The organism is Myroides gitamensis, assembly GCF_029894455.1.
Classification (GTDB): Bacteria; Bacteroidota; Bacteroidia; order Flavobacteriales; family Flavobacteriaceae; genus Flavobacterium; species Flavobacterium odoratum.
The window spans coordinates 988,833-1,013,249 of sequence record NZ_JARYHN010000001.1; the positions used below are offsets into that span (position 1 = coordinate 988,833).

General features: G+C 38.0%; 14 protein-coding genes and 1 pseudogene. 13 read left to right on the forward strand and 2 right to left on the reverse strand.

The genetic code is table 11. The features are described 5' to 3' along the window. Positions 1–16: 16 nt before the first annotated feature. From M2306_RS04435 to M2306_RS04445, 3 genes are all read left to right on the forward strand, one after another. Positions 17–1,144, forward strand: a complete 1,128-nt coding sequence (locus M2306_RS04435) for an HlyD family secretion protein (protein WP_259188179.1) — start codon at positions 17–19, stop codon at positions 1,142–1,144. Positions 1,145–1,162: 18 nt separating this feature from the next. Next, positions 1,163–2,740, forward strand: coding sequence for an MFS transporter (locus M2306_RS04440; protein ID WP_259188180.1), 1,578 nt, complete (start codon positions 1,163–1,165; stop codon positions 2,738–2,740). A 175-nt stretch (positions 2,741–2,915) separates the two neighbouring features. Beyond that, positions 2,916–3,275, forward strand: coding sequence for a four helix bundle protein (locus tag M2306_RS04445; protein ID WP_002985118.1), 360 nt, complete (start codon positions 2,916–2,918; stop codon positions 3,273–3,275). An 848-nt stretch (positions 3,276–4,123) separates the two neighbouring features. Here M2306_RS04445 and M2306_RS04450 read toward each other — a convergent pair. Next, positions 4,124–4,888 carry a sulfite exporter TauE/SafE family protein gene (locus M2306_RS04450; RefSeq protein WP_259188182.1) on the reverse strand — a complete coding sequence of 255 codons (765 nt, stop codon included), beginning with the start codon at positions 4,886–4,888 and terminating at the stop codon, positions 4,124–4,126. Positions 4,889–4,940: 52 nt separating this feature from the next. After that, entirely contained in the window at positions 4,941–5,480 is a 540-nt protein-coding gene (locus tag M2306_RS04455) for an AAA family ATPase (RefSeq protein WP_259188183.1), read from the reverse strand. A gap of 583 nt (positions 5,481–6,063) precedes the next feature. Between M2306_RS04455 and M2306_RS04460 the strand changes: the two genes are divergently transcribed. The 10 genes and pseudogenes from M2306_RS04460 (at position 6,064) to pyrG (ending at position 24,406) form a co-directional block, all read left to right on the forward strand. Then, positions 6,064–6,396, forward strand: a complete 333-nt coding sequence (locus M2306_RS04460) for a hypothetical protein (protein ID WP_259188185.1) — start codon at positions 6,064–6,066, stop codon at positions 6,394–6,396. A 69-nt stretch (positions 6,397–6,465) separates the two neighbouring features. Next, the gene (locus M2306_RS04465) at positions 6,466–10,803 is read left to right on the forward strand and encodes a CusA/CzcA family heavy metal efflux RND transporter (protein WP_259188187.1); all 4,338 of its coding nucleotides are present in this window, start codon (positions 6,466–6,468) and stop codon (positions 10,801–10,803) included. Positions 10,804–10,815: 12 nt separating this feature from the next. Continuing rightward, positions 10,816–11,985 (forward strand): efflux RND transporter periplasmic adaptor subunit, encoded by a 1,170-nt coding sequence (locus tag M2306_RS04470; protein ID WP_115090485.1) that lies wholly within the window; start codon positions 10,816–10,818, stop codon positions 11,983–11,985. A 200-nt stretch (positions 11,986–12,185) separates the two neighbouring features. After that, complete coding sequence (locus M2306_RS04475; RefSeq protein WP_259188190.1) at positions 12,186–13,628, forward strand: SWIM zinc finger family protein; 1,443 nt, start codon at positions 12,186–12,188, stop codon at positions 13,626–13,628. Between the two features lie 19 nt (positions 13,629–13,647). Further along, positions 13,648–15,480 (forward strand): HEAT repeat domain-containing protein, encoded by a 1,833-nt coding sequence (locus M2306_RS04480; RefSeq protein WP_259188192.1) that lies wholly within the window; start codon positions 13,648–13,650, stop codon positions 15,478–15,480. 24 nt (positions 15,481–15,504) lie between these two features. Further along, a complete protein-coding gene (locus M2306_RS04485; protein ID WP_115090483.1) occupies positions 15,505–16,602 on the forward strand; it encodes an ATP-binding protein in 1,098 nt (365 codons plus the stop codon). Positions 16,603–16,713: 111 nt separating this feature from the next. Then, the gene (locus tag M2306_RS04490; protein WP_498882773.1) at positions 16,714–18,906 is read left to right on the forward strand and encodes a DUF5682 family protein; all 2,193 of its coding nucleotides are present in this window, start codon (positions 16,714–16,716) and stop codon (positions 18,904–18,906) included. 30 nt (positions 18,907–18,936) lie between these two features. Further along, a complete protein-coding gene (locus M2306_RS04495; protein WP_115090481.1) occupies positions 18,937–20,091 on the forward strand; it encodes a VWA domain-containing protein in 1,155 nt (384 codons plus the stop codon). Positions 20,092–20,301: 210 nt separating this feature from the next. Next, positions 20,302–22,228 (forward strand): annotated as a pseudogene (locus M2306_RS04500) (LTA synthase family protein). A gap of 564 nt (positions 22,229–22,792) precedes the next feature. After that, a complete protein-coding gene (gene pyrG / locus M2306_RS04505) occupies positions 22,793–24,406 on the forward strand; it encodes a CTP synthase (RefSeq protein WP_115090479.1) in 1,614 nt (537 codons plus the stop codon). Positions 24,407–24,417: the final 11 nt, after the last annotated feature.

Here is a 24,417-nt window from a genome sequence, read left to right on the forward strand (position 1 = left end):
AATTGCTACAATTACTATGGAACAAACAGACAAAACGACACATACGGAACCTCAAGCAGAACCTCAAGAAAAAAAGAGCGCACCAATAACGATTAACTACAAACAAGAAGTAAAAAAGAAACGCAAAATTATTCTAGTGAATACGTTGACTTTTTTAGTTGTTGCTTTTGCATTTTATTGGTTGCTAACTCAATATTTCCACATAGGGGATAAGGATTATACGGAATCTGCTCAGGTGGAAGAATATATTAATCCCATTAATACACGGGTATCTGCTTACATCAAGGAAATTAAATTTATTGAACATCAACAAGTTAAAAAAGGAGATACGTTAGTTGTATTGGATGATCGAGAGATACGCACTCAGCTGGAACAAGCGGAGGCAGCCTATTTGAGCGCATTAGCAGCAAAAGAGGTTACCCAATCTAGTATGCAAACGGCAAGCAATAATATTGGGGTATTTGATTCCAATATTCAAGGTGCTCAAGCGCGTTTGTGGAATGCAGAACAAAACCAAAAGCGCTATCAGAATTTACTTCAAGTAGAAGCGGTAACGCAACAGCAGTTTGATCAGGTGAATACAGAATATCAAGCTGCGAAGTCAGCCTATGAAGCATTGAAAAAACAACAAACAACGACGCGTTTATCAGTATCAGAAATACAAACACGTGTGGCGTTAAACGATGTGGATATCAAGCGTACAAAAGCGATGCTAGACATGGCTCAACTGAACTTGTCCTATACGGTGATTCAAGCACCTTATGACGGTACAATGGGAAGACGCTTAATTAATCCGGGGCAATTGCTGAACCCTAGTCAGCAGATTACGACCATTGTACGCGACGATGAGAAATGGGTAACGGCCAACTTTTTAGAATCTCAAATGCCAGATGTACAGGTAGGGACAATCCTAACGATGACAGCAGATGCTGTAAAAGGGGAGCGATTCGAGGGGGTGGTAACGGCTATTTCTGCAGCAACAGGAAATCGCTATTCGAGTATGCCAACGGATAACTCAACCGGTAATTTTGTAAAAGTACAACAGCGTATTCCAGTGCGTATTGAATTTACGGAGGCGAATGCACAAGAAGCAATTCACCGTCTAAAGGCAGGGATGAATATGAATGTACAATTAAAAAAATAAGGATAGAACCAACGAAAGATGAAATATAATCAAGGTTTATTTTACGCTTGGGTACCCAAGTCAGTCATGCTATTGCTCATTGTAGTGATTGCGCTGATTTTCTTTGGGGTAAGCGCCATTTACACCCCCAATATTACATATTTGGTAGGGAGTACGGGCGCCATGAGCGAATATTACTTATGGGCTAACTACGCCAGTGTCGTAGGGATGGGAGCGGTTATGCCTTTGATTGTTCGCATCAAAGCGCGTTTCCGAACCAAAGAAATCCTGGTTGGTAGTTTAACGGGAATTGCACTCTTGTTTATTGTCATGGGAACAACGCATCAGCCTCAGGTGATAATTGGCGCTTCTTTTTTGATTGGCCTTTTTAAAATGTTGGGGATGATGGAGGTCGTGTTGCCCTTGATGTTTATCCTCTCTAAAGATGGGAATCGCGGGCGTTTTTATAGTATTTTTTATACCGCTGTTTTACTTGTAACCCAAGTTTCAGGCTACTATATCACCAAAATATCGTACTATTCAAATTGGCAATTCGGTTATTTGGTTTATGCTTCCATTTGTTTAGTAGCCGCTTTGATTTGTCTGGTATTTCAACACAATCAGCGTTTTATGCGCAAGGTGCCCTTGTTCTATATCGATTGGCTCAGTGTACTGTTATATGTAAGTTCCTTTATGATTTTGGGCTATGTATTGGCTTTTGGAAAACAACAAAATTGGTTTGAATCCGATCAGATTAAATATGCAATTTTGACGTTTTTGCTCTTGGTATTTGCTTTTTTCTTGCGTCAACAATTGCTTACTCGTCCGTTCTTATCTTTAAAGGCTTTCAATAAAAATAATGTGCGCCATGGAATTGTGATGTTGCTTTGCTTGGGGATGTATTTGGCCACAACAAATTTACAGAACACGTTCGCTATGGGGGTTTTAGGCTATAATGCCTTAACGAATGCTTCACTCAATATTATGATGATTCCAGGGCTATTAGTCGGGGCTATCATCGCTTATAAGTGGTTCAATCGTTTAGTGCCTATTCGCTTATTGACCTTCTTGGGATTCGCTTCTTTTATGCTCTATACCGTGATGATGTATTTTTTCATGGTACCCGAATTAAACTACAACCTTTGGTTGTTGCCTCAATTCTTTAAAGGAATGGGAATGAGTATTTTGTTTATTGTGATCTGGTACTATACACTGGATAAATTGGATATTCCTAGTTTGTTGAGCCTTATTGGTTTCGTTTTACTTTGGCGTACCTTTATTTCTCTAGGTATTTTTAGTGCACTATTCACTTGGTTGCAATATAAATTACAACTGCAGAGTATGAGTAATTTAGCTGTGTATTTGGATGATGTATGGCTGATTCAGTCCGGAGGAAATGTCAACTTGAGCGCTATGCAACTCAATGCAATCTTAGCCGCAAATAAAATAATCTTCGGATTTATTAATATCCTAGGAATAGGGATTCTGTTGTATGTGTTATTCCATCACTATGGCCGAACAAAAGATGTATTAACGCGAATCCGTCTATCTAAAATTGGTCAGCTGTGGATTAGCAGTAAAGACCAAGAAAAAATTGAGGAAGAACTTGCGGAGTAAAGGCGATGAGAGGGTGAGATGATGAGAGGTAAGGCGATGAGAGGTAAGGCGATGAGAGGTAAGGCGATGAGAGGTAGGGCGATGAGGGGGTGAGATGATGAGGGTGAGATTGAGAAACAAAATTTTGGTATATAATTTGATTGAGTCAAAGAGACTTTTAACCTCAATATATTCCATGTATACATATTACTTTGAAAAATTAACCGTTTGGCAAAACGCTAGAAATGCAACTAAAGATATCTATTTACTTACAAGGGAATTTCCTTCTGAAGAGAAATTTGGCTTAGTTTCTCAATTAAGGCGAGCTATGGCAAGTGTTACAGCAAATATCGCTGAAGGGATATCTAGATTATCTACTAAAGATAAAAAACGAATGTTAAACATCTCATATTCCTCTGCAATTGAAGTAATTAATTTTTTAATACTATGCTTAGATTTAAATTTAATTACAGAAGAAGAATACCTTGACCTAAGAGAAAAGTTAGAATGTATCACAAATCAAATTCATAGTTTACAAAAAAATATGAAGGAGTAGTTTGTTTTTTTAGGTCTCATTATCTTATAAATTTCTAGACTATAACAAGAAAGGGTTAGGTTTTTTTAATTAAAACCTAACCCTAATTTATTTTTATGCATTTACACACTTTAAGAGATAGAGCCATTTATCACCCCCTCATCAATCTCATCGCCTCACCAATCTATCTCACCAAGTTGCTATTTTGTTTTGGTGTTCGATGAATATATCTCACCTACTTAATATTGATTTTGGTGTTCGATGAATCTACACTGCGTTTCGATTTTCACTACGTTCCGAGTTCACCGCCTCACGATCTATCTCATGGGTTTATACTTGTTTTCGTATTCGATGAATCTTCACTACGTTCCGATTTCACCGCCTCACCAATCTCACCACCTCACCAATCTACCTCACCAAGTTGCTGTTTTGTTTTGGTGTTCGATGAATATATCTCACCTATTTCATATTGGTTTTGGTGTTCGATGAATCTACACTGCGTTTCGATTTCCACTACGTTTCGATTTCACCGCCTCACCATCTCACCAATCTCACCACCTCACCAATCTACCTCACCAAGTTGCTATTTTGTTTTGGTGTTCGATGAATATATCTCACCTATTTCATATTGGTTTTGGTGTTCGATGAATCTACACTGCGTTTCGATTTTCACTATGTTCCGAGTTCACCGCCTCACGATCTATCTCATGGGTTTATACTTGTTTTCGTATTCGATGAATCTTCACTACGTTCCGATTTCACCGCCTCACCATCTATCTCATGGGTTTATATTTGTTTTCGTATTCGATGAATCTCCACTGCGTTCCGATTTCATCGCCTCACCAATCTATCTCACCGCCTCACCAATCTCACAACACAACCTCATATCCAAATCTAAAAATAGCAATCAACATAATAAACAAGAAAACATACCTCACCCATTGTTGTCCTTTTAGGATGGCCATTTTTGCACCGAAATACCCGCCAATTCCATTGCATACCGCCATGGGTAACGCTACAGACCAAAGGATTTGCCCTTTGATTAAGAATAGAATAATACTGCCTAAATTCGTAAATAAGTTGATGAGCTTCGCATAAGCAGATGCTTTAAAGAAGTCAAATCCAATGAGGAAGATAAATCCCATGATGAAGAAAGTACCCGTTGCAGGGCCAATAAATCCATCATAGAAACCGATTACGAGGGAAATAATAATCCCATAAGTGTATCTTTTTTGTTTGGTAATCTCCGTGAGGTGTTTTTTGGTAAAATCTTTCTTGAAATAGGTAAATACCCATAGTGCGATAAGGATAATCAGAAGCAGAGGCTTCATAAAATCATTATTGACGATGGTTAGTACATAAGATCCAAGAAAAGCACTTCCACAAGAAAGGAGTGCCAATAAAAGGAAGTAAGACCATTGGATGTTTGTTTGCTTCAAGTATTGTCTCACCGCAATAGCTGTTCCAGAGAAAGCGGGAATTTTAAGTGTTCCAATAACAGAGGAAACAGGGATATTCGGAAGTAGGGCCAAGCCTAGAGGCGTTTGAATTAATCCACCACCACCGGCAATAGCATCAATGAAACCTGCGCAAAAAGCAATGATACACAGGTAGAATATAATATCAAATTCCATACAGTGAAGAATAAAATAGTCGTTCGTTTGTTTGGGTGCAAAGGTAACTCATCTACGGTTTTAAATGTAGATATTCAAGGATAAATTCGACGCGTTCTTCAATAGCAGTACACGGAACTTCAACTAGCTGATAGCCAAATTCTTTATACGTTGCATACATCACTTCATACGTTTGAATGGCAAGGGCAAAATCTTGTTTGCGCTCCTTATCGTTGGTGTAGATAGCTTCCCAAGGCGGGAAGATAAATACAGGAGAAGCATAAAGCATTTGTTTGGCTATATACAGCTGATTGGGTTGTATGTCCAAGTGTTCCAAACGCGCATATCCAATACTGTCGAGTAAGCCCCGATCAAAGAATAGCGGTGTTTCACTAGTCTGCGATTGATAATCAAGAATGGACTGATTAAACATCGCCTCAAAAAAGCGTTGCTTATTTAGCCACGGCAGTGCATCGCCTTCTGTTTGCATTTGCTGTTGAATAATAGCGCGTCCTACTTCAGGTACAGTTGGATAAGCTAAACGAGCTAGGGCTTGGAGCACAGTAGACTTGCCGCTACCAGGACCTCCAGTAAAAATATAATATGGTTTCATATAGAATTAAATAGATAAAGGATTAGTATATGGGATTGAATGTGGTAGCGACAACGCATAAAAATTTGGTTGAAGACCAGATCAATCCCAAGAGAATTCATATTCGAATGTAAAAAAGGAGGATGTGGAAAGGTAAAATATAACTTGATTGGTGTACGAGACACACCTTGTAGAAAATTTCCTAAAAAAGTAGAAGATTGATGCAGTATTAAACGGTACTACATAAGGAATAAGTAAAGCAAAGATACTTATTTTTAGGATTATGTGTTTCAAAATGAGCTGTTTTTTGCAAAAAATATAATTTTTTGAATCGCTAAATCGTTTTTGGCACGAGTTTTGAACTAAACAAAGTACGATAATTGCAAACAACAATTAAACATAATACCCAAAAGTAGCCTGCATATCACATGCAAAAACAACAAGTCCTAAGTAACCTTTTCCCAAGAAAGAAAAGGTTACTTTTTTTGTATACCCATGTTTTGTTGATGTAGTAAAGAGAAACAGAACAAAAAATGATGCAATTGCATTGCAAATGAAGGAGTAGAGGTATGGAAATTAAAAAAGTCTTGCTATTTTTGTAGGGATGAAACATTATAAGCACATAGTATCTTTACTTTTAGCAATAACCATAGCGGTTATTTCTTTCTATCCATGTGCGGATAGATATGTTTCTCCTGTGGTGTCAACAGAGACGGTTGCAACTTCGGTTGTTGAAAAACAACACGCAGACCATGTAGCTGATGCTTGTTCTCCATTTTGTGCTTGTGTATGTTGTGCTGTTTCCGTGAATTTAACACTGCCAAATTACACTGTGCCACAAGTTGTACAACTTGTCGTTACTGAAAAAACACTTTTACCTTATCCTTTTGTTGAGCCTGTAGTATACAGCATCTGGCAACCACCTAAACTCGTATAGTTACTCCGTATTCTTGTCGTTGATCTCAAAGAGATTGATGCCTTTTTTCACGTTTTTAATTATACAGAGATGCTAGATAAAATCATTCAGTTTAGTATTCGTAACAAATTCATTGTAGGGCTTTTCGTACTGGGACTTATTGCAGTAGGGAGTTACTCGTTGATGAATTTACCTATGGATACCCAGCCTGATATTACGAATAATCAGGTACAAATTATTACAAGCTCGCCAACGCTAGCTACGCAAGAGGTAGAGCAATTTATTACTTATCCCATTGAACAAGCGGTTAAGCCCATCCCCAATATTACAGAACTCCGTTCGATTAGTCGTTTTGGATTAAGTGTGGTGACCGTTGTTTTTAGCGAAGACACCGATATTTATTGGGCTAGAAATCAGATTAATGAAAATCTGAAAGCCGCAGAAGAAGTTATTCCTAAAAATGTAGGTACGCCAGAGTTAGCTCCAGTGAGTACAGGGCTAGGTGAAATTTATCAATATGTAGTGTATGCCAAAGAGGGGTATGAGGAGCAATACAACAGTATGGAACTTCGTACCATTCAAGATTGGATTATTAAACCTCAATTGATTGGGGTAAAAGGAGTGGCTGAAGTTAACACCTTAGGCGGACACCTAAAGCAATATGAGGTGTCTGTACAGCCAGATCGCTTGAAAAGTATGAATACCTCCATCATCGAGATTTTCGATGCCTTAGAGCAAAATAACGAAAATACGGGTGGTGCTTATATTGATAAAAAACCCTATGCTTATTTTATTCGCAGTATTGGAATGGTGCAATCCATGGAAGATATTGAGAAAATTGTGGTTAAAACAGTAAACGGTACACCCATTTTAATTCGCGATGTAGCAGAGGTTAAAATTGGAAGTAGCATTCGCTATGGTGCCGTAACCAAAGATGGAAAAGGAGAGGATGTAAGTGGGATGGTGATGATGCTGAAAAATGCAAATACCCAGGAAGTAGTGAAATTGGTCAAAGAGAAAATGACGCAAATTGAAAAAACACTGCCAGAAGGGGTTGCGATTGAACCGTTTATTGATCGTACCAAGTTGATTGATAAAACAGTAAATACCATTCAAACAAACTTAATTGAGGGTGCCTTAATTGTAGTGTTTGTTTTGGTTTTACTACTTGGAAATTGGCGTGCAGGACTAATTGTAGCTTCTGTAATTCCGTTGTCCTTGCTATTTGCCATCAGTTTGATGAAGCTGTTTGGGGTCAGTGGAAACTTGATGAGTTTGGGAGCGATTGACTTTGGACTTATTGTCGATGGGGCTGTGATTATTGTGGAAGCCATTGTCCATCGACTGCATCTAGGAAAGAATAGGAAGCTCACCCAGCAAGAGATGAATGAGGAAGTGTATAGTGCGGCTTCAAAAATCAGAACGAGTGCTTCTTTTGGAGAGATTATCATTCTGATTGTTTACCTTCCAATCTTAGCCTTAACGGGAATTGAAGGAAAAATGTTCGGACCTATGGCGATGACGGTGTCTTTTGCTATTTTAGGTGCGTTTATTCTTTCTTTGACCTATGTTCCGATGGCTTCTTCTTTGTTCTTGAAGAAAGAAGCAGGTAAAACCAAACCAAACTTTAGTGATAAATTAATTGATAAACTCTATAGTATTTATAAACCAATTTTAGAAAAAGCATTCAAAATCAAGCGATTCGTTTTGGTTATTGCCTTTGGTTTATTCGCCTTAGCTTTAGTCGTGTTTAGTAAAATGGGAGGGGAGTTTATCCCTACCTTAGATGAAGGAGATTTAGCTACGCATATTATTATTTCTTCGGGAAGTTCGCTGTCACAAGAAATTGAAACAACAACCAAAGCGGAACAAATCTTGATGGAGAACTTTCCGGAAGTGAAAATGGTGATTTCCAAAATTGGAAGTGCGGAAATTCCTACCGATCCAATGCCGATGGAAGCAGCGGATATGATTATTGTCCTCAAGGAGAAAAAAGAGTGGACATCAGCTACAACAAAAGAGGAATTGATCGATAAAATGGAAGCCGCTCTGGAGCAGATTCCAGGTGTTACCACCGAGTTCTCTCAGCCGATTCAAATGCGTTTTAATGAATTAATGACGGGCGTGCGCAGTGACGTTGCCATCAAAGTATTTGGAGAAGATTTGGATCGTTTAGCAAGTATTGGTGATGAGATTAATGGTATGATTGCCAATGTTCCTGGAGTTTCAAGTCCAAAACTAGAACGCGTTACGGGTTTACCACAGATTTCGATTAAATATGACAAGGATAAATTGGCGCTTTACGGATTGAAAATCGCCGATATCAGCCAGATTATTCGCGCTGGATTTGCTGGTGAAACCACTGGATTGGTATATGAAGGAGAAAAGCGATTTGATTTGGTGGTGCGTTTGGATCAGGCATCGAGATCGGATATTGAAAACCTAAAGAATTTCTTTGTTCCTCTTGTAGATGGACAACAGATTCCGCTGAGTCAGCTAGCAGATATAGATTATGAGGATGGACCACAGCAAATTAGTCGTGAAGATGGAAGAAGACGCATTGTGTTGGGATTCAATGTAAAAGGACGCGATGTTAAGAGTGTTGTACACGATATTCAAGCTAAATTAGACGCTCAGTTAAAGTTACCTGATGGCTATTATCTTACCTATGGAGGGCAGTTTGAAAACTTGGTGGAAGCAACTAATCGCTTGATGATTGCCGTTCCTATTGCCTTAGCACTCATCTTTGTTTTGCTGTATTTTACCTTTAAATCAGTGAAGCAATCCTTAATTATTTTTACCGCAATTCCATTATCCGCTATTGGAGGTGTTGCAGCCCTGTGGTTGAGAGATATGCCTTTTAGTATTTCCGCAGGTGTTGGCTTCATTGCCTTATTCGGGGTGGCAGTACTAAATGGTATTGTATTGATTGGTCAGTTTAATCAACTAAAAGAACAAGGAATGGATTTATATGAACGAATTATAGAAGGAACCAAAATTCGCTTGCGCCCCGTATTGTTAACGGCTGCCGTTGCTTCTTTGGGATTCCTACCGATGGCATTGAGTACAAGTGCTGGTGCTGAGGTACAAAAACCGTTGGCGACAGTGGTAATTGGTGGGCTAATAACAGCGACGTTATTGACCTTGATTGTTTTACCGATTATTTATTATTACGAAGAAAGAGGATTTAAGAAACCAACAAAAATACAAACCCTTAGTTTGACTTTGCTTGCATTTTTAGCTGTAGGTGGAGCACAAGCACAAGAAGTAAAACGATTGTCACTAGATGAGGCTTTAGCATTAGCACGTGAGAATAACCAAAGCTTACAAGCTTCTAGAGCCAATGTATTGAGTCAGGAGCAACTCGTTAAAACGGCCTATGATATCCCTAAAACAGAGGTGTCCATGGGGTATGGTTATCTCAATGGAAAAGCACAACGAGACATGAGCTTAAATGTCTCTCAAGCCCTAAGTCCTTTTACCTACGGGAAAAAGAAAAATATCCTGCAAAAGGAGTATGAGAGCGCTGAAATTCAATTGCAAGGAAAAACGATTGCAGTCGAATTTGAAATAAAGCAAACCTGGGAAAATATCCTTTATGCGCAATCCAAAAAGAAATTGCTAGAACAACAGTTTACGCTGTTAAAAGCCTTCTCTAAATCTGCAAAATTGCGTTATGAAACGGGAGAAACAACGTTGATGGAAAGCAATGTAGCACAAGCCAAAGAGCAGGAAATTAGTGTTTTAATTACGCAGAATAATACGTTTTTACAAAACGAAAAGTCAAAAATCAAGACTTTTTTGAACTTAGAAACAGATTTTGAATTGAGTGAACGTGAATTGATATACGATGAACATGATCCGTGGGCTGATTTGAATTTAGAGGAAAATAATAGCTTGCAATTAGCCAATAAGGAGATAGAACGCGTAGAGGCTACACGTAAGTTAGAAAAATCCTTGCTCTTGCCTGATGTAACGCTAGGCTATTCGATTGAATCGGAAGCTGGACTAAGAGCAAATGGAACAAATTATGGACGAGAATTGCGTATTCCGAGTTATACGGTAGGACTGAGTATTCCAATCTTCTTTGGCAGTCAATCCAAAAAAATAAAAGCCATGAAGTATAGCTTGGAACAAGCCGAACTAGAAAAGAATTATTTGCACAAGCAGTTGAGCGAATCGGTTCAACAGCAGTTGGAAATTATCAATGCGCAACAATCTGTGATTGATTATTATAAAGAGAGTGCGTTATTGAATGCCTCCATCATCCAAGATCACGCGAATAAATCGTACAATAATGGAGATATCTCCTATGTGGAGTACATCCAATCGATGGAAACCGCATTGAACATACAGATTAATTACTTAGATGCTGTATTGCAATATAATTTGGGACACAATGCCCTTCATTATTTAGTTAACCAATAATTCGAATTTAAAATGAAAAGAATATATATAGCTTTATTTGTTTTTGGAACGATTTTCTTTACTAGTTGTCAAACTAAAACAACGACGGAAGAAACTGTTGTAACGCAAGAAGAAGAGCAGGAGGAAAATACAGGGAAAGAAGTTGAACTAAATAGCGCACAGAAAAAGGCCGCTGGTATTGTATTAGGGCAGTTGGAAGACAAGAACCTATCTGACGTAATTAAAGTCAATGGACAAACGGAATTACCACCTCAAAATCAGGCAGATGTTACTACTTTTTTAAGTGGAACCATTACGCAGATCCTCGTTAATATTGGCGATCGCGTGAATAAAGGACAGGTATTGGCCATTGCGGATAGTCCGGAGTACATCAAATTACAAGAGGACTACCAGATTTCAAAAAACAATTTGGAGTATTTAGACTTGGAATATAAACGACAACAAACACTTCGAGCAGAGAATGTCAATTCAGAAAAGACTTATCAGAAGACGAAATCAGAATTGAATATTGAGAAATCGCGTTATCAATCGCTGACCAATCAGCTGTCCTTAGTAGGAGCAGGTTCTTCTCGAACGTTAAAAATTGTCGCACCAATTAGTGGAAACGTATCCGCAATTCCGATTCGCATTGGAACGAATATAGTGAATGGACAAACGTTGTTTTCTTTAGTAGATAATTCTAAAATACATTTGGATTTAAAGATTTACGAAAAAGATTTGCCTTATGTACATGAAGGACAAAAGGTGTCTTTTAATTTGACGAATATCAACAAAGCGGAAGTAACGGCCACTATTTTTAGTATTGGGAAAGCATTCGAGCCAGGAACTAAAACGGTTATTGCTCACGCAAATATTGATCAAGTGCCAGATAATCTGATTCCAGGATTATATGTAAATGCCTTGATAGATGTTGGCGAAAAAACGGTAAAAGCCTTGCCTAATGAAGCCATTATCAAAGCAGATGGACGAGAATTTATCTTTATTGCTGATGCGACAGAAGAACATGAAGAACATTTTCACTACAAACGCGTAGAGGTGAAAACAGGCGTAAAGGAATTGGGATTCACCCAAGTCGATATCATCGAAGCTGTTCCTGATCAGTACAGTATTGTAACCCAAGGCGCGTATTATTTACAAAGCCATTTGATTAAGAATGAAGGTGGCGGCGGACATAGTCACTAAAAACAGGGATTGTTTTAAATAAGAGAAAGTCGGAAGTTTGTTCTTCTGACTTTTTTTATGCGAAAAAACGGCGGAAATTTCAGTAGAAAAACGAATAATAAATTTGTTGAAAGAAGGGAGTCGGCTGTGCCAAATGAGGGGAATATTCTATCTTTAACAACAAGTAAAAAATGCAATTAAATATACGATAGTAGTAAGCTATGGAAATAACACAAAATAAAATTGAGGAGCTTGCCCCCAATGCTGCTGCAGCAAAAAACGGGCGTGATCTTTTGAAGAAGAACAAATTTTCGAATTTGCAAATTTCAGCGGAACAGAACCTTATTTGGGGAGAATGCGCAGGAAGTGGTAAAAATCCGTATCGTTGTTCAGCAGATTATGTAGATGCGATGAACCCTGTATTTCGATGCACCTGTCCAAGTCGACAGTTTCCGTGTAAACACGCCCTTGGTTTACTGTATGCCTATGATGAAAAGAGTACGGCATTTGAAATTGCAGAAATACCAGAAGATATTGCTTCAAAACGCGATAAAATAGAAAAGAAACAAGAGAAAAAGGCACAACTTAAAGAATCAATCAAAGAAAAAGCAGAGAAACCTAAAAAAATCAATAAAGCAGCTTTTAGTAAAAAAGTAGAGGCTCAGTTGACAGGAATTGAATTGGCTCAAAAAATACTCAAAGACATTACATTAACGGGGTTATCTAGCTTGGATACTAAAATGAAAAGAGCGCTTGCTGTTCAAATTAAAGAGCTAGGGAACTATTATATCAATGGAATTCAAACAGCCTTTAATTATCTGTTATTAGAACTAGACGCAGTACGCGAAGAAGAATATACAGGTGTGATTGATCAGGTGAATTTCATTTCAGCTTTGCTGAAAAAAAGTACGGAATATTTAAATAAGCGCAAAGAAGATCCCGAAGCAACTCCTGATTTAGCATCCGCTATTGAAGAGCAAATAGGATATACTTGGACTTTAATTGAGTTGATGCAATATGGTCTGTATGAGGAGAATGCGAATTTGATTCAACTGTCTTTTACGAGCTTTGATCACTTTGCTCGTAGGGAATATGTAGATGAAGGAATATGGCTTAATCTAAAAACGGGAAAAATATACAAAACGAAAAATTATCGTCCATATCGTGCTACCAAATACATCAAAGAGGACAATAGTAATTTTGAGGTTTTACAACTCAATGAAATTTACCTCTACCCAGGGGATCAAAACCCACGTGTTCGTTGGGAAGCAGAAAACACCAACGCACGTGCATTAACTCAAGAAGACTTAGCCGTGATTCACGCTTTTGGTAGTATCAATTTTGCAGAAACGATTAAAGAGGTAAAAAACACCATTAAAAATCCGTTGATGGATAAGAATCCAGTGGTTCTTCTTGCACTAGAAAAAGCCTACGTAATGGGAGAGCATCTGGTCGTGGAAGATGCGCTAGGCAATAAGCTGACTTTGCAAGATCTACCAGGCGAAACAGGCCTGCCTTCTTCGAATTTAAAGTCAATCTTACCCGCAGCTGCCAAAGGGTATACCTTAACGGCCATGGTGAATAATGATGTACAACGTGGTTTGTTTTCTATTCAACCCTTGTCTTTGATTACCCCTAACAAAATTGTAAGACTATTGTATTAATACCTGAAACAAAATTAGCATGAGAATTCAACCCTTATATGACCTCCAACAAGAAATAAATCGCTTATTTATAGCGGGAAGTAAATTTGCTAAAGGCGATCCTCGTTTGCAAAAACACATCGCTGTATTGAGTAAATTAGGAGAAAAAGCTCCCGTTTTTAAAAAAATGGCTACAGATATTGAAGATTTAATTCAAGCAGATACGCAAGAATCCGTAGAAAAATTGATGAATCTTTCCAATTTACTGTATGCTGTATTGTATACACAAGGGGAATTTACTGTAGAGGAGGCAGAAGTAACAACACAGCAACCCAATTTAGCCATTGCGGAGATAAGTACCACGTATTCTTATCTACAGTTGAAGCCAGTAATAGAGGCTTTAACGATTTCTAATTCGGGTCGATTGGAAGTTTTAAAAGATGCCTTTGAGCGCAATCTATTTCAAGATTCACGTACTTTTCAATATTTAAATATAGCTTTGGCAGATAAGTATAGCGAACTGTGTGAATATGTTGAAGAAACGATTATTCCAAGTATTGGAAAACCAATGCTTTACTTTTTGGTCGAAGGATTTAAATACGAAGATAAAACCGAACAGGTTAGGCGATTGCGTTTACTTGCCCTATTGGAGTATAGCGATTTACAAACGGTGATAGACACTATTATGGCTGAATCTTTGCCTGCTTTACAGGCAGAAGCCATAACAATTTTAAGTGCAGATGCCAAACACGAGCCCCTTATTATCAGTTTAGCAGAGGACAAGAACAAATTAGTTCGAGAAGCGGTGTACCAAGCCTTGGCTGTACTAAATACCCAAAGTAGCCTTGAAAAACTGAAAGACGTTTACGTGAAAAATGCAAAAAATAAAACGAATCTTCAATTGGTTACCAAAGCATTATCCACTTCTTCCATGCCTTTCTTCTTTGCAGAAGTAATGGATCAAGTGGTGGGAGCTTTTGAAACGCTAATAGCCCTCGATCAAGAGACAGAAGATAAGAAAGTAGGAGAAGCTGTAGAGCGATTCATTCTCCATTTGGATGTGTTGAAAGAGAAAGGACATCCAGAAGTATTCGCTTTTTTAGCTCAAGTAATCACGAATAAACAATTGGGGATAGTATTAACAGCGAAAAAGGCCTTTCTAAATTACAGTGTTAGCAATTTATTCTTTGCCATTGAAGCGTGTTTAAAAACCTATGATAAGGCCCAGGTATTGGAGTTTTATGAACAGCACATCCACCGAGCGTTTAGTAGCGAATACCAATCGCGTTGGTGGTTTGATTATATGGAAGTGGCTGTACAATTTTATACTCCTGAAAAGGTGTATGATATATTCGGCCCACGATTTGGCAAAGACAAAGCCTTGATTACGCCAACTGCTCTTTTTCATGTGTATACCGATGTGTATGGCTATCATTATCAAAATACAGAAGCAATACAAGTTACAGGGGATAAAATAGATCGACGCTGGATCCCTTTGCTGTTTGGATACTTTGACGGTAAAATTCGCTGGGATAATACATATAACGAAGTGCTGTTGCTCTTGCATACAGTAGAGCCAATAAACAAAGAGTTGGACAAACTATTGAAGGAGTTAACACTTCAAATTGCGCCAGAAGAGCAAATTACCATTTTTGAATTGCTGATGGAGCGACAAGTAAAAGATCGCTTTGAAGTGATTTATAAAGCGATGGATCGCTTCCCGAAAAACTCGTATTATTATGCTCTTTATCGCTTGATGAATAACGGATTTTGGACGCAATTTCCCAAAGAGTATGCGCCTAAATTTAAGGAGATGTTCGAGAAGAAAAAGGTTGATATCTATAACCAAATTGCTGAAGAAATAGCAAAATAAGCTTAATTATTTATACGATAAAAAATGACAGATACAAAACAAGATATACTGAGATTACCAGCGGAGCAATTATATGCGCATGAGTTAGAAGCTTTAAGAGAGGAAGATAAAAATGTTGAAAAGCCTGTGGGCTGGCAGCTTTCACCCAAAGCAGTTTTAAAATTTATTGTTGGAGGAAAAGCAGGAAAAACGGAAATCACGCCTAAATATATTGGGCACAATCGCTTGGTGGAAATTGCCATTGCGACTTTGCTAACCGATCGTTCGCTTTTGTTAATTGGTGAGCCGGGAACAGCAAAATCATGGTTATCAGAGAATTTAACTGCAGCTATTTGTGGGGATTCTGCCAAAGTGGTACAGGGAACAGCGGGAACAAGCGAAGAACAAATTCGCTATTCTTGGAATTATGCTATGTTATTAGCCAATGGTCCATCCAATGAAGCGTTAATTAAAAGTCCGATTTACAGAGCGATGGAAACAGGATCTGTGGCGCGTTTTGAAGAAATTTCACGTTGTGCTTCTGAAGTGCAAGATGCTTTAATTTCAATTCTTTCAGAGAAGAACATCGCCATCCCTGAATTGGGAAATGAATTAGCAGCTCAGCGCGGGTTTTCAATTATAGCAACCGCAAATACAAGAGATAGAGGTGTAAACGATATGTCATCCGCCTTAAAACGCCGTTTTAATATCATCGTCTTGCCAGCTCCAGCAAATCTAGAAACCGAAGTATCCATTGTTACCAAACGCGTGGCTGAAATTTCCAATAGCTATCAATTGAAGGCTACTTTACCTAACCAAGAGGCCGTTGAGAAGATTGTTACGATTTTCCGTGAATTGCGTCAAGGAGCTACTTTAGATGAAAAACAAAAGTTGAAATCACCAAGTGGCGTTATTTCTACAGCAGAAGCCATTTCTTTGATTACAAATAGCATGGCTTTGGCAGCTAGTTTTGGCGATGGAACAATCACGGATGAGGATTTAGCAGCAGGCTTACAGGGAGCTGTAGTCAAAGATGAAGATAAAGACAAATTAGTCTGGAAAGAATATTTAGAAAATGTAATGAAAAAACGAGGCGCATCGTGGCGAGGTCTATACAATACTTGTAGTGAGATGAATGCTTAACCGAAGGTAAATGAATGCAAAAGTAAATATATTTGGTGTCAGACATCTTTCGCCTGGAGCATCTCATCATCTTTTAGCGTATCTAAAAGAGAAAAGAAACCGAAGTGTATTTTGATTGAAGGCCCTTCGGATGCTACCGCGATGATTGTTTCTATGGCCCAAAAAGAGGTAAAACCTCCGATTGCTTTATTGGCGTATACAACGGAATTACCCATTGAAACGGTACTTTATCCCTTTGCTTCTTATTCGCCCGAATATCAGGCAATTAATTGGGGAGTGAAAAACAAAAAGGAAGTGCGTTTTATTGATTTGCCTACGCCAATTATGTTGCGTTTACAACAAGAACGCAAGCGTGAAGTTGATGAAAAAGCACAAGCTTTTTATACTTTTCACAATGGTTTGTATGAGGCGATTGCCCATCATAGTGATGAAACGGATTATGAGAATTATTGGGAACGCGATTTTGAGCATAATTTAAATACAGATGCTTTTCGTGAGCGATTGATTTTTCAATCAGGAGAAATGCGTGAATTGGTGGTTAATCAAGAATATGAGGATGCACCGTATGATTTTTCTTACAATCTGATTCGAGAAGCACATATGCGTCGTGAAATTCAACGTGCAATTACAGAAGGGTTTAAACCCGAAGATATTGTTGTGATCGTTGGAGCGTATCACGTTTTGGGTATGGATTTAGACCTACCTGCATTGACAGATCAAGAGCTGAAAAATATTCCAACAGTAGACGCTCAATTGACGCTTATGCCGTACTCTTACCTGCGTCTCAGTAGTCGAATGGGATATGGAGCTGGGAATAGGGCACCTTATTATTTTGAGTTGATGTGGCAAGCAATGACGCAAAATAAATTAGAGGATTTAGCCGCTATTTACCTTTCTAAAGTAGCGAAAATGATGCGAGAGATGGGGAATAATGCTTCTTCTGCAAGCGTGATAGAAGCGGTGCGATTAGCACAAGCTTTGACAGCTATGCGCGGTGGAGCATTCCCTGTTTTAGAAGATTTGCACGATGCCGTAATTACTTGCTTTGGTAGAGGAGAACTTGCACCTGTAGCAGAAGCCATTAACCACATTGATATTGGAACGGCTATTGGTTTTTTACCAGAAGGGGTAAGCCAAACGCCAGTACAAGAAAACGTCAATCAAGAGTTGAAGCGATTAAAGTTAACCCAATATAAATCTGCGGTGGCGCAAGAATTGAGCTTAGATTTACGAGAAAACTTTAAGGTTAAATCAACAGAAGCAGCATATATTGATTTAAATCGCTCTACTTTTTTACATCGTTTAGCTGTCTTGGGTATTCACTTTGCTAAACCAATTCGCACCCATCAAGATAATGCGACTTGGTCTGAAAAGTGGGAATTACAATGGACGCCAGAAGTAGAAATAGAAATTGTTGAATCCAATCTAAAAGGAGAAACGCTTGAGATAGCAGCAGCTTATCAATTGAGGGAACAATTAGCAGACTGCACAGATCTTGCTTTGGCTGCTCAAATTATTCGCTTAGCGTGTGAATGTCAATTGACGCATATTTTTGAAAATGCATTGCGTACCTTACAAGGGCTTTTGGTTGAAGCAGTTGATTTTAAAGCGACAGCTTATGCTGCGCATGAATTAGCAGTATTGATTCAGTATGGTGATTTGCGTCAGTTCAATTTAGAGCCTTTAGTGCCAATTTTACAGCAGTTGTTCTTGCGTGCGGCTCTATTGGTACAAGAAGCGGTTTCTTGTGATGATAAGGCGGCGACAGAAATGATGAAGGCGATTAATGTGATGGAATTGATTACACAACAGCAGTACGAAATTGTCGATGTAGAATCTTGGCAAAAGGAACTCCATCAAGTGGCTTGGCGTGATGATTTGAATACCAAACTTTCGGGAGGAGCTTTTTCGATTCTATTGGAACACAATTTAGCAGATGAAGAAGATTGTGCAAAAGAAGTTTCGCGTCGCTTATCGCCAGGGGTTCCCGCAGATTTGGGTGCGGGTTGGTTTGAGGGGCTATCTGGACGAAATCGCTATGCGCTCTTGTCTAGAACAATGTTGTGGAGGGAACTCGATCAGTATGTCGCTCAGTTGGATGAGGAAGAGTTTTTGCGTTCTGTTGTTTTTTTACGCCGAGCTTTTGGAGCGTTTGAACCCAATCAAAAGAATAGTATTGCCGAATTACTTGGAGATATTTGGGGAACAGGCGAAGAACAGACTGCTGAAGCATTACAAGGTGAATTAACACAGGCAGAAGCAGAAAAACTGGATGAATTGAACGATTTTGACTTTGAGTTTTAATCGAAGTTTAGCTGTAGAAAAGAGAAAGCAATGGAACAAGAAAATAAAAATACAACGCGTTGGCGATTGATTTTAGGGGAAGATACAAAGGCTTTGCAACAAGTAGCGCTCGATGAAAAAGCATCAATTATGGATGCTGCTTTAGCGGCAATTTACAATCGTACTGAAGAAGGGAAAAGTGGTCGAAAAGGCGCAGGATTAGGTGCCTCAGCGCCTAATTTAGCCAAGTGGTTAACGGATGTACGTACTTTTTTTCCAGAAGATGTCGTTAGTGTGATTCAATCTGATGCTATTGAACGCAAAGGGTTGACAAAATTGTTGTTTGAACCTGAAACACTGAAAAATGTAAAACCAGATATGGCCATGGTGGGAACACTGTTGGCGCTAAAAGGTCAAATCCCTGAAAAATCAAAAGAAACAGCGCGAGAACTCGTGCGCAATGTCGTCGATGAAATCATGAAAAGAATGGAGCAAGATATGCGTCGTGCAGTTACGGGAGCTTTAAATAAAAAGGCTCATTCGCCCATCCCTAATTTTGCTTCAACGGATTGGAAAAGAACAATTAATCGCAATTTAAAAAATTACGATATTCAGACTAAGCGACTAATTCCTGAAAAGTTTTATTTCTTTGAACGTAGTCAAAAGCAAAAGAGCTGGACGGTTATTTTGGATATTGATCAAAGTGGATCCATGGCAGATTCGATTATTTATTCCTCTGTTATGGGATCTATCTTTGCGAGTATGCCAGCGCTTGATACGCATGTGGTTGCCTTTGATACGGAAGTGACCGATTTGACTGAATTATGCCGTCAAGATCCTGTGGATATGCTGTTTGGTGTGCAATTAGGTGGAGGGACCGATATCAATAAATCGGTTGCTTATTGCCAAACTTTGATTGAGAACCCGCGTAAAACTATTTTTATCTTGATTTCAGATTTATATGAAGGAGGGGTTCGCAAGGGATTACTACGCCGTTTGAATGAAATGCACCAAGATGGGGTTAAAGTGATTACTTTATTAGCCTTGACGGATCAAGGTAAACCAGATTATGATGAGAATTTAGGTAAGGAAATCAGTAAACTAGGTATTGCTTGCTTTGCTTGTACTCCTGATCGTCTGCCTGATTTAGTGGCATCCGCATTGAAAGGAAAAGATTTAATGGCTTTTGGAAAAGAGGATAAGTAAATCAGAACATGGACTTTTAGCAGTGTTTGTGTATAGGGAAAACCGTAAATAATATCAAAATAAATCTCGCCTAAAAAGACGAGGTTTATTTTTTATATCCCTCAATCCATAGCATTACAAGCGAAAAGACAAAAAGAATTGGGTTATCTCATAGCTAAAGCCCTAGAAATAATTAAATTTGTATTTCAATTTTTAAATAAGGAACCTATCATGCTTTCAAATCGCTTCAGATTAAATGAAATGTTGGTATTTGCATATCGACTTTTTTTAGCATTCTTTTTTTACTTTATAGCGCGAGTTTTATTCTATTTCTACAATAGTGATTTGCTTGCTGTTGATTCTGCTGGACAGTTTATGAAACTGGCTTATCACGGATTGACCTTTGATAGAATGGCTATTTTCTACGTTAACATTTTGTTCATTTTGTTGTCTATTGTACCAATCTTTAAAAGTACATCGAAAGGATATCAAAAGGTTGTTTTTTGGAGCTATATCATTCCCAATTTATTGGCCTTTGCAACCAATTTTATAGATTTTATTTATTACCGTTTTATATATGCTCGTACCACAATTGCTGTATTTGATAGCTTAGAACACGAATCAAATAAAGGACAGTTATTCTTGAACTTCTTGGTGAACTATTGGCATGTATTTGCTTTGTGTATTGCACTTTGTGTTTTATGGGTGTTTTTGTATAAGCGAGTAAAATTTACGCAAACACTAGAAGTAGAGAGCAAAAAGAATTACTTTATTTCAAGTGCTTGTATTATCGTTATTGTAGGGGTTGGATTTATTGCGGGTGTACGTGGAGACTTAAAGAAAACAACGCGTCCTTTGAATATCATTGATGCCAATCGCCACGTAGAAAAACCAGAACACGCCGATATCGTATTGAATACGCCTTTTGCTATTTTGCGCACCATCGGTAAAACGAGTTTCAAGAAAGTAGAGTATATGGATGAGGCGACATTGAATCGCTATGTTAGTGGAACAAAACAATACTATTCTACAGATCCATCAACACCGAATATCGTTTTGTTTATTACAGAAAGTTATGCGAGAGAATATATTGGCGCTTTTAATGAAGATATGAATATTCCCCAATTTTAAAAGCTATACTCCGTTTATTGATTCCTTAGCACAACACAGTTTGATTTTTCCGAATGCTTTTGCTAATGGATACAAGTCTATTCACGGTGTATCTTCTGTTATTGCGGGAATTCCTTCATTTAAAGATGCTTTTACATCTTCGCCATTTCCAAAACAAAATATCGAATCGTTGGTTTCTACGTTGAAATCAAAAGGATATGATACGTCTTTCTTCCATGGAGCGCCGAATGGTTCGATGGGATTCTTAGGATTTGGAAACATCTTGGGATATGACCATTATTACGGAAAAACAGAATACAACAACGACGATGATTTTGATGGAACTTGGGGAATTTGGGATGAACCTTTCTTCCAATTCATGCGCCAAACATTAAACGAGAAGAAAGGACCATTCTTTGCAACGTTATTTACGGTTTCTTCTCATGAACCTTTTCAAGTGCCTAGTCAATATGAAGGGAAATTTCCAAAAGGAAATCAGCAAATTCACCAAACTGTAGGGTATACTGATTATGCGTTTAAACGCTTCTTTGAAGAAAGCAGCAAAGAACCTTGGTTTAAGAATACAATTTTCGTAATCACAGCGGATCATACCAACCAGATTGATTATGATGAATATAGAAAATTAGTAAACCGTACAGCAGTTCCTATTTTATTCTATACGGCTGATGAGCGTTACAAAGGAGTAGATAAGTCCTTGGCACAACAAATTGATATTTATCCAACCCTATTAGATATGATTGGATATGATAAACCTTTTAGAAGTTGGGGAAGAAGCTTGTTAAACGATACGATCGTCAAACCTTTTACAATTAACTACGGAGGGAATGAATATACATACCAAGAAGGAAATTATATTGTTCGCTTTAATGGAAAAGAAGTAACGGGATTCTATGCTATCAATGACAAGGGGTTGGAGCACAATTTAATCCAAAACAAGAACAAAGAAATGGAAGAGTTAGAACTGAAGTGTAAGGCTTTTGTTCAGGATTATTTCAATCGAATTATTGATAAGCGTTTGGATCGGTAGGGAGAAGGTTAAGAGTGAAGGTAAAATCCCGTAGTGGCAAATGGTAATTTGCCAAGTAACAAGATAAATTATAAAAAAAAGAACGATGAGGAGGTGAAATCGAAACGCAGTGAAAATCGAAACGAAGTGTAGATTCATCGAACACCAAAACCAATATTAAGTAGGTGAGATATATTCATCGAACACCAAAATCAATATGAAATAGGTGAGATAGACGATGAGAAGGTAAGGCGATGAGAAGGTAAGGCGATGAGGAGGTAAGGCGATGAGGAGGTAAGGCGATGAGGAGGTGAAATCGAAACGCAGTGTAGATTCATCGAACACCAAAACAAAATAGCAACTCGGTGAGATAGATGATGAGTAGGTTAGGCGATGAGAATAATCAATTGCGTGGAATTAATTGAATTAAAAAAGGGCAATTAGATAAGATTTCATTTGCTAATCGCTTTATATAGAAACGAGTAAATTTTAAAGTTATTTTACGACTTTTAAAATTAGAAGAATAGCTGGAAATGTTGTATTTTTGCCAAGTTTTATTCTTTACAACACAACAAATAAATATAAATGAGACAAGCTAAGTATATTTTCGTAACAGGGGGCGTTACGTCATCCTTAGGAAAAGGAATTATAGCAGCATCGCTGGCAAAATTGTTGCAAGCGAGAGGTTATTCTACAACAATTCAAAAATTCGATCCGTATATTAATGTGGATCCAGGTACATTAAATCCGTATGAGCATGGAGAGTGTTTCGTAACGGATGATGGAGCAGAGACTGATTTAGATTTGGGTCACTATGAGCGATTTTTGAATGTTCCTACTTCTCAGGCAAACAATGTAACAACAGGACGTGTCTATTTATCTGTTATTGAAAAAGAGAGAAGAGGAGAGTTTTTAGGAAAAACAGTTCAAGTGGTTCCTCATATCACCAATGAAATTAAAGATCGCATGCAGTTACTTGGTAAAACAGGAGACTATGATATCGTAATTACAGAAATTGGGGGTACTGTAGGGGATATTGAATCTTTACCGTATATCGAATCTGTACGTCAATTGTTATGGGAATTAGGGGACAACAATGCTATTGTAGTTCACCTTACTTTAGTTCCATACTTGGCAGCAGCAGGGGAGTTGAAAACAAAACCGACACAACACTCTGTGAAAACATTGATGGAAAGCGGAATCAAAGCGGATATCTTAGTTTGTAGAACAGAACACAATTTAAGCGCTGAAATTCGTCAAAAATTAGCACAATTCTGTAATGTAAAACCAGAAGCGGTAATCCAATCTATTGATGCGGAAACAATTTATGACGTACCTAATTTGATGTTGCAAGAAGGGTTAGATAAAGTAGCTTTAAAACGCTTAGACTTACCAGAAAAACAAACACCAGATTTAGTAAAATGGAATGAGTTTATTCACCGTTTGAAATTTCCTAACCACGTAGTTAATATTGGTTTAGTAGGGAAATACGTTGAATTACAAGATTCATATAAATCAATTTTAGAAGCTTTAGTTCACGGTGGTGCACAAAACCAAGCCAAAGTAAATATCATCACGATTCAGTCTGATTTGATTACAGCAACGAATGTAAGTGAGAAATTGAAAAACTTAGATGCTATTTTAGTAGCTCCAGGGTTTGGATCACGTGGTATTGAAGGAAAAATTGAAACCGTAAAATACGCAAGAGAAAACAAAATTCCTTTCTTGGGAATTTGTTTAGGAATGCAGATGGCTGTAATTGAATATGCTAGAAACGTATTAGGATACCAAACAGCCAATACAACCGAAGTAAACGAGAGTACACAATATCCAGTAATTACTTTTATGGAAGACCAAAAAGATATTACAGATAAAGGAGGTACCATGCGTTTAGGAGGATGGGATTGTAAATTAAAAGAAGGTTCTAAAGTATTTGAAATCTATGGAGACAGTATGATCAATGAGCGTCACCGTCACCGTTATGAATTCAACAACCAATACTTAGAAGATTTCGAAAAAGCAGGATTAACCGCTTCAGGATGGAATCCAGAAACAGGATTAATCGAAATTGTTGAGTTGGATTCACATCCATTCTTCGTTGGAGTTCAATTCCACCCAGAGTACAAAAGTACGGTAGCGAAACCGCACCCACTTTTTGTTCATTTTGTAAAAGCAGCGATTGATTATAAAACAAACTAATCAATCTACCT

Excerpts from the sequence above, each read along its gene's own strand:
- M2306_RS04465 (WP_259188187.1), top strand. The coding sequence starts at position 6,466 with ATGCTAGATAAAATCATTCAGTTTAGTATTCGTAACAAATTCATTGTA.
- M2306_RS04460 (WP_259188185.1), top strand. The coding sequence starts at position 6,064 with ATGAAACATTATAAGCACATAGTATCTTTACTTTTAGCAATAACCATA.
- M2306_RS04450 (WP_259188182.1), bottom strand. The coding sequence starts at position 4,888 with ATGGAATTTGATATTATATTCTACCTGTGTATCATTGCTTTTTGCGCA.
- M2306_RS04475 (WP_259188190.1), top strand. The coding sequence starts at position 12,186 with ATGGAAATAACACAAAATAAAATTGAGGAGCTTGCCCCCAATGCTGCT.
- pyrG (WP_115090479.1), top strand. The coding sequence starts at position 22,793 with ATGAGACAAGCTAAGTATATTTTCGTAACAGGGGGCGTTACGTCATCC.
- M2306_RS04495 (WP_115090481.1), top strand. The coding sequence starts at position 18,937 with ATGGAACAAGAAAATAAAAATACAACGCGTTGGCGATTGATTTTAGGG.
- M2306_RS04440 (WP_259188180.1), top strand. The coding sequence starts at position 1,163 with ATGAAATATAATCAAGGTTTATTTTACGCTTGGGTACCCAAGTCAGTC.
- M2306_RS04480 (WP_259188192.1), top strand. The coding sequence starts at position 13,648 with ATGAGAATTCAACCCTTATATGACCTCCAACAAGAAATAAATCGCTTA.
- M2306_RS04470 (WP_115090485.1), top strand. The coding sequence starts at position 10,816 with ATGAAAAGAATATATATAGCTTTATTTGTTTTTGGAACGATTTTCTTT.
- M2306_RS04455 (WP_259188183.1), bottom strand. The coding sequence starts at position 5,480 with ATGAAACCATATTATATTTTTACTGGAGGTCCTGGTAGCGGCAAGTCT.
- M2306_RS04445 (WP_002985118.1), top strand. The coding sequence starts at position 2,916 with ATGTATACATATTACTTTGAAAAATTAACCGTTTGGCAAAACGCTAGA.
- M2306_RS04435 (WP_259188179.1), top strand. The coding sequence starts at position 17 with ATGGAACAAACAGACAAAACGACACATACGGAACCTCAAGCAGAACCT.
- M2306_RS04485 (WP_115090483.1), top strand. The coding sequence starts at position 15,505 with ATGACAGATACAAAACAAGATATACTGAGATTACCAGCGGAGCAATTA.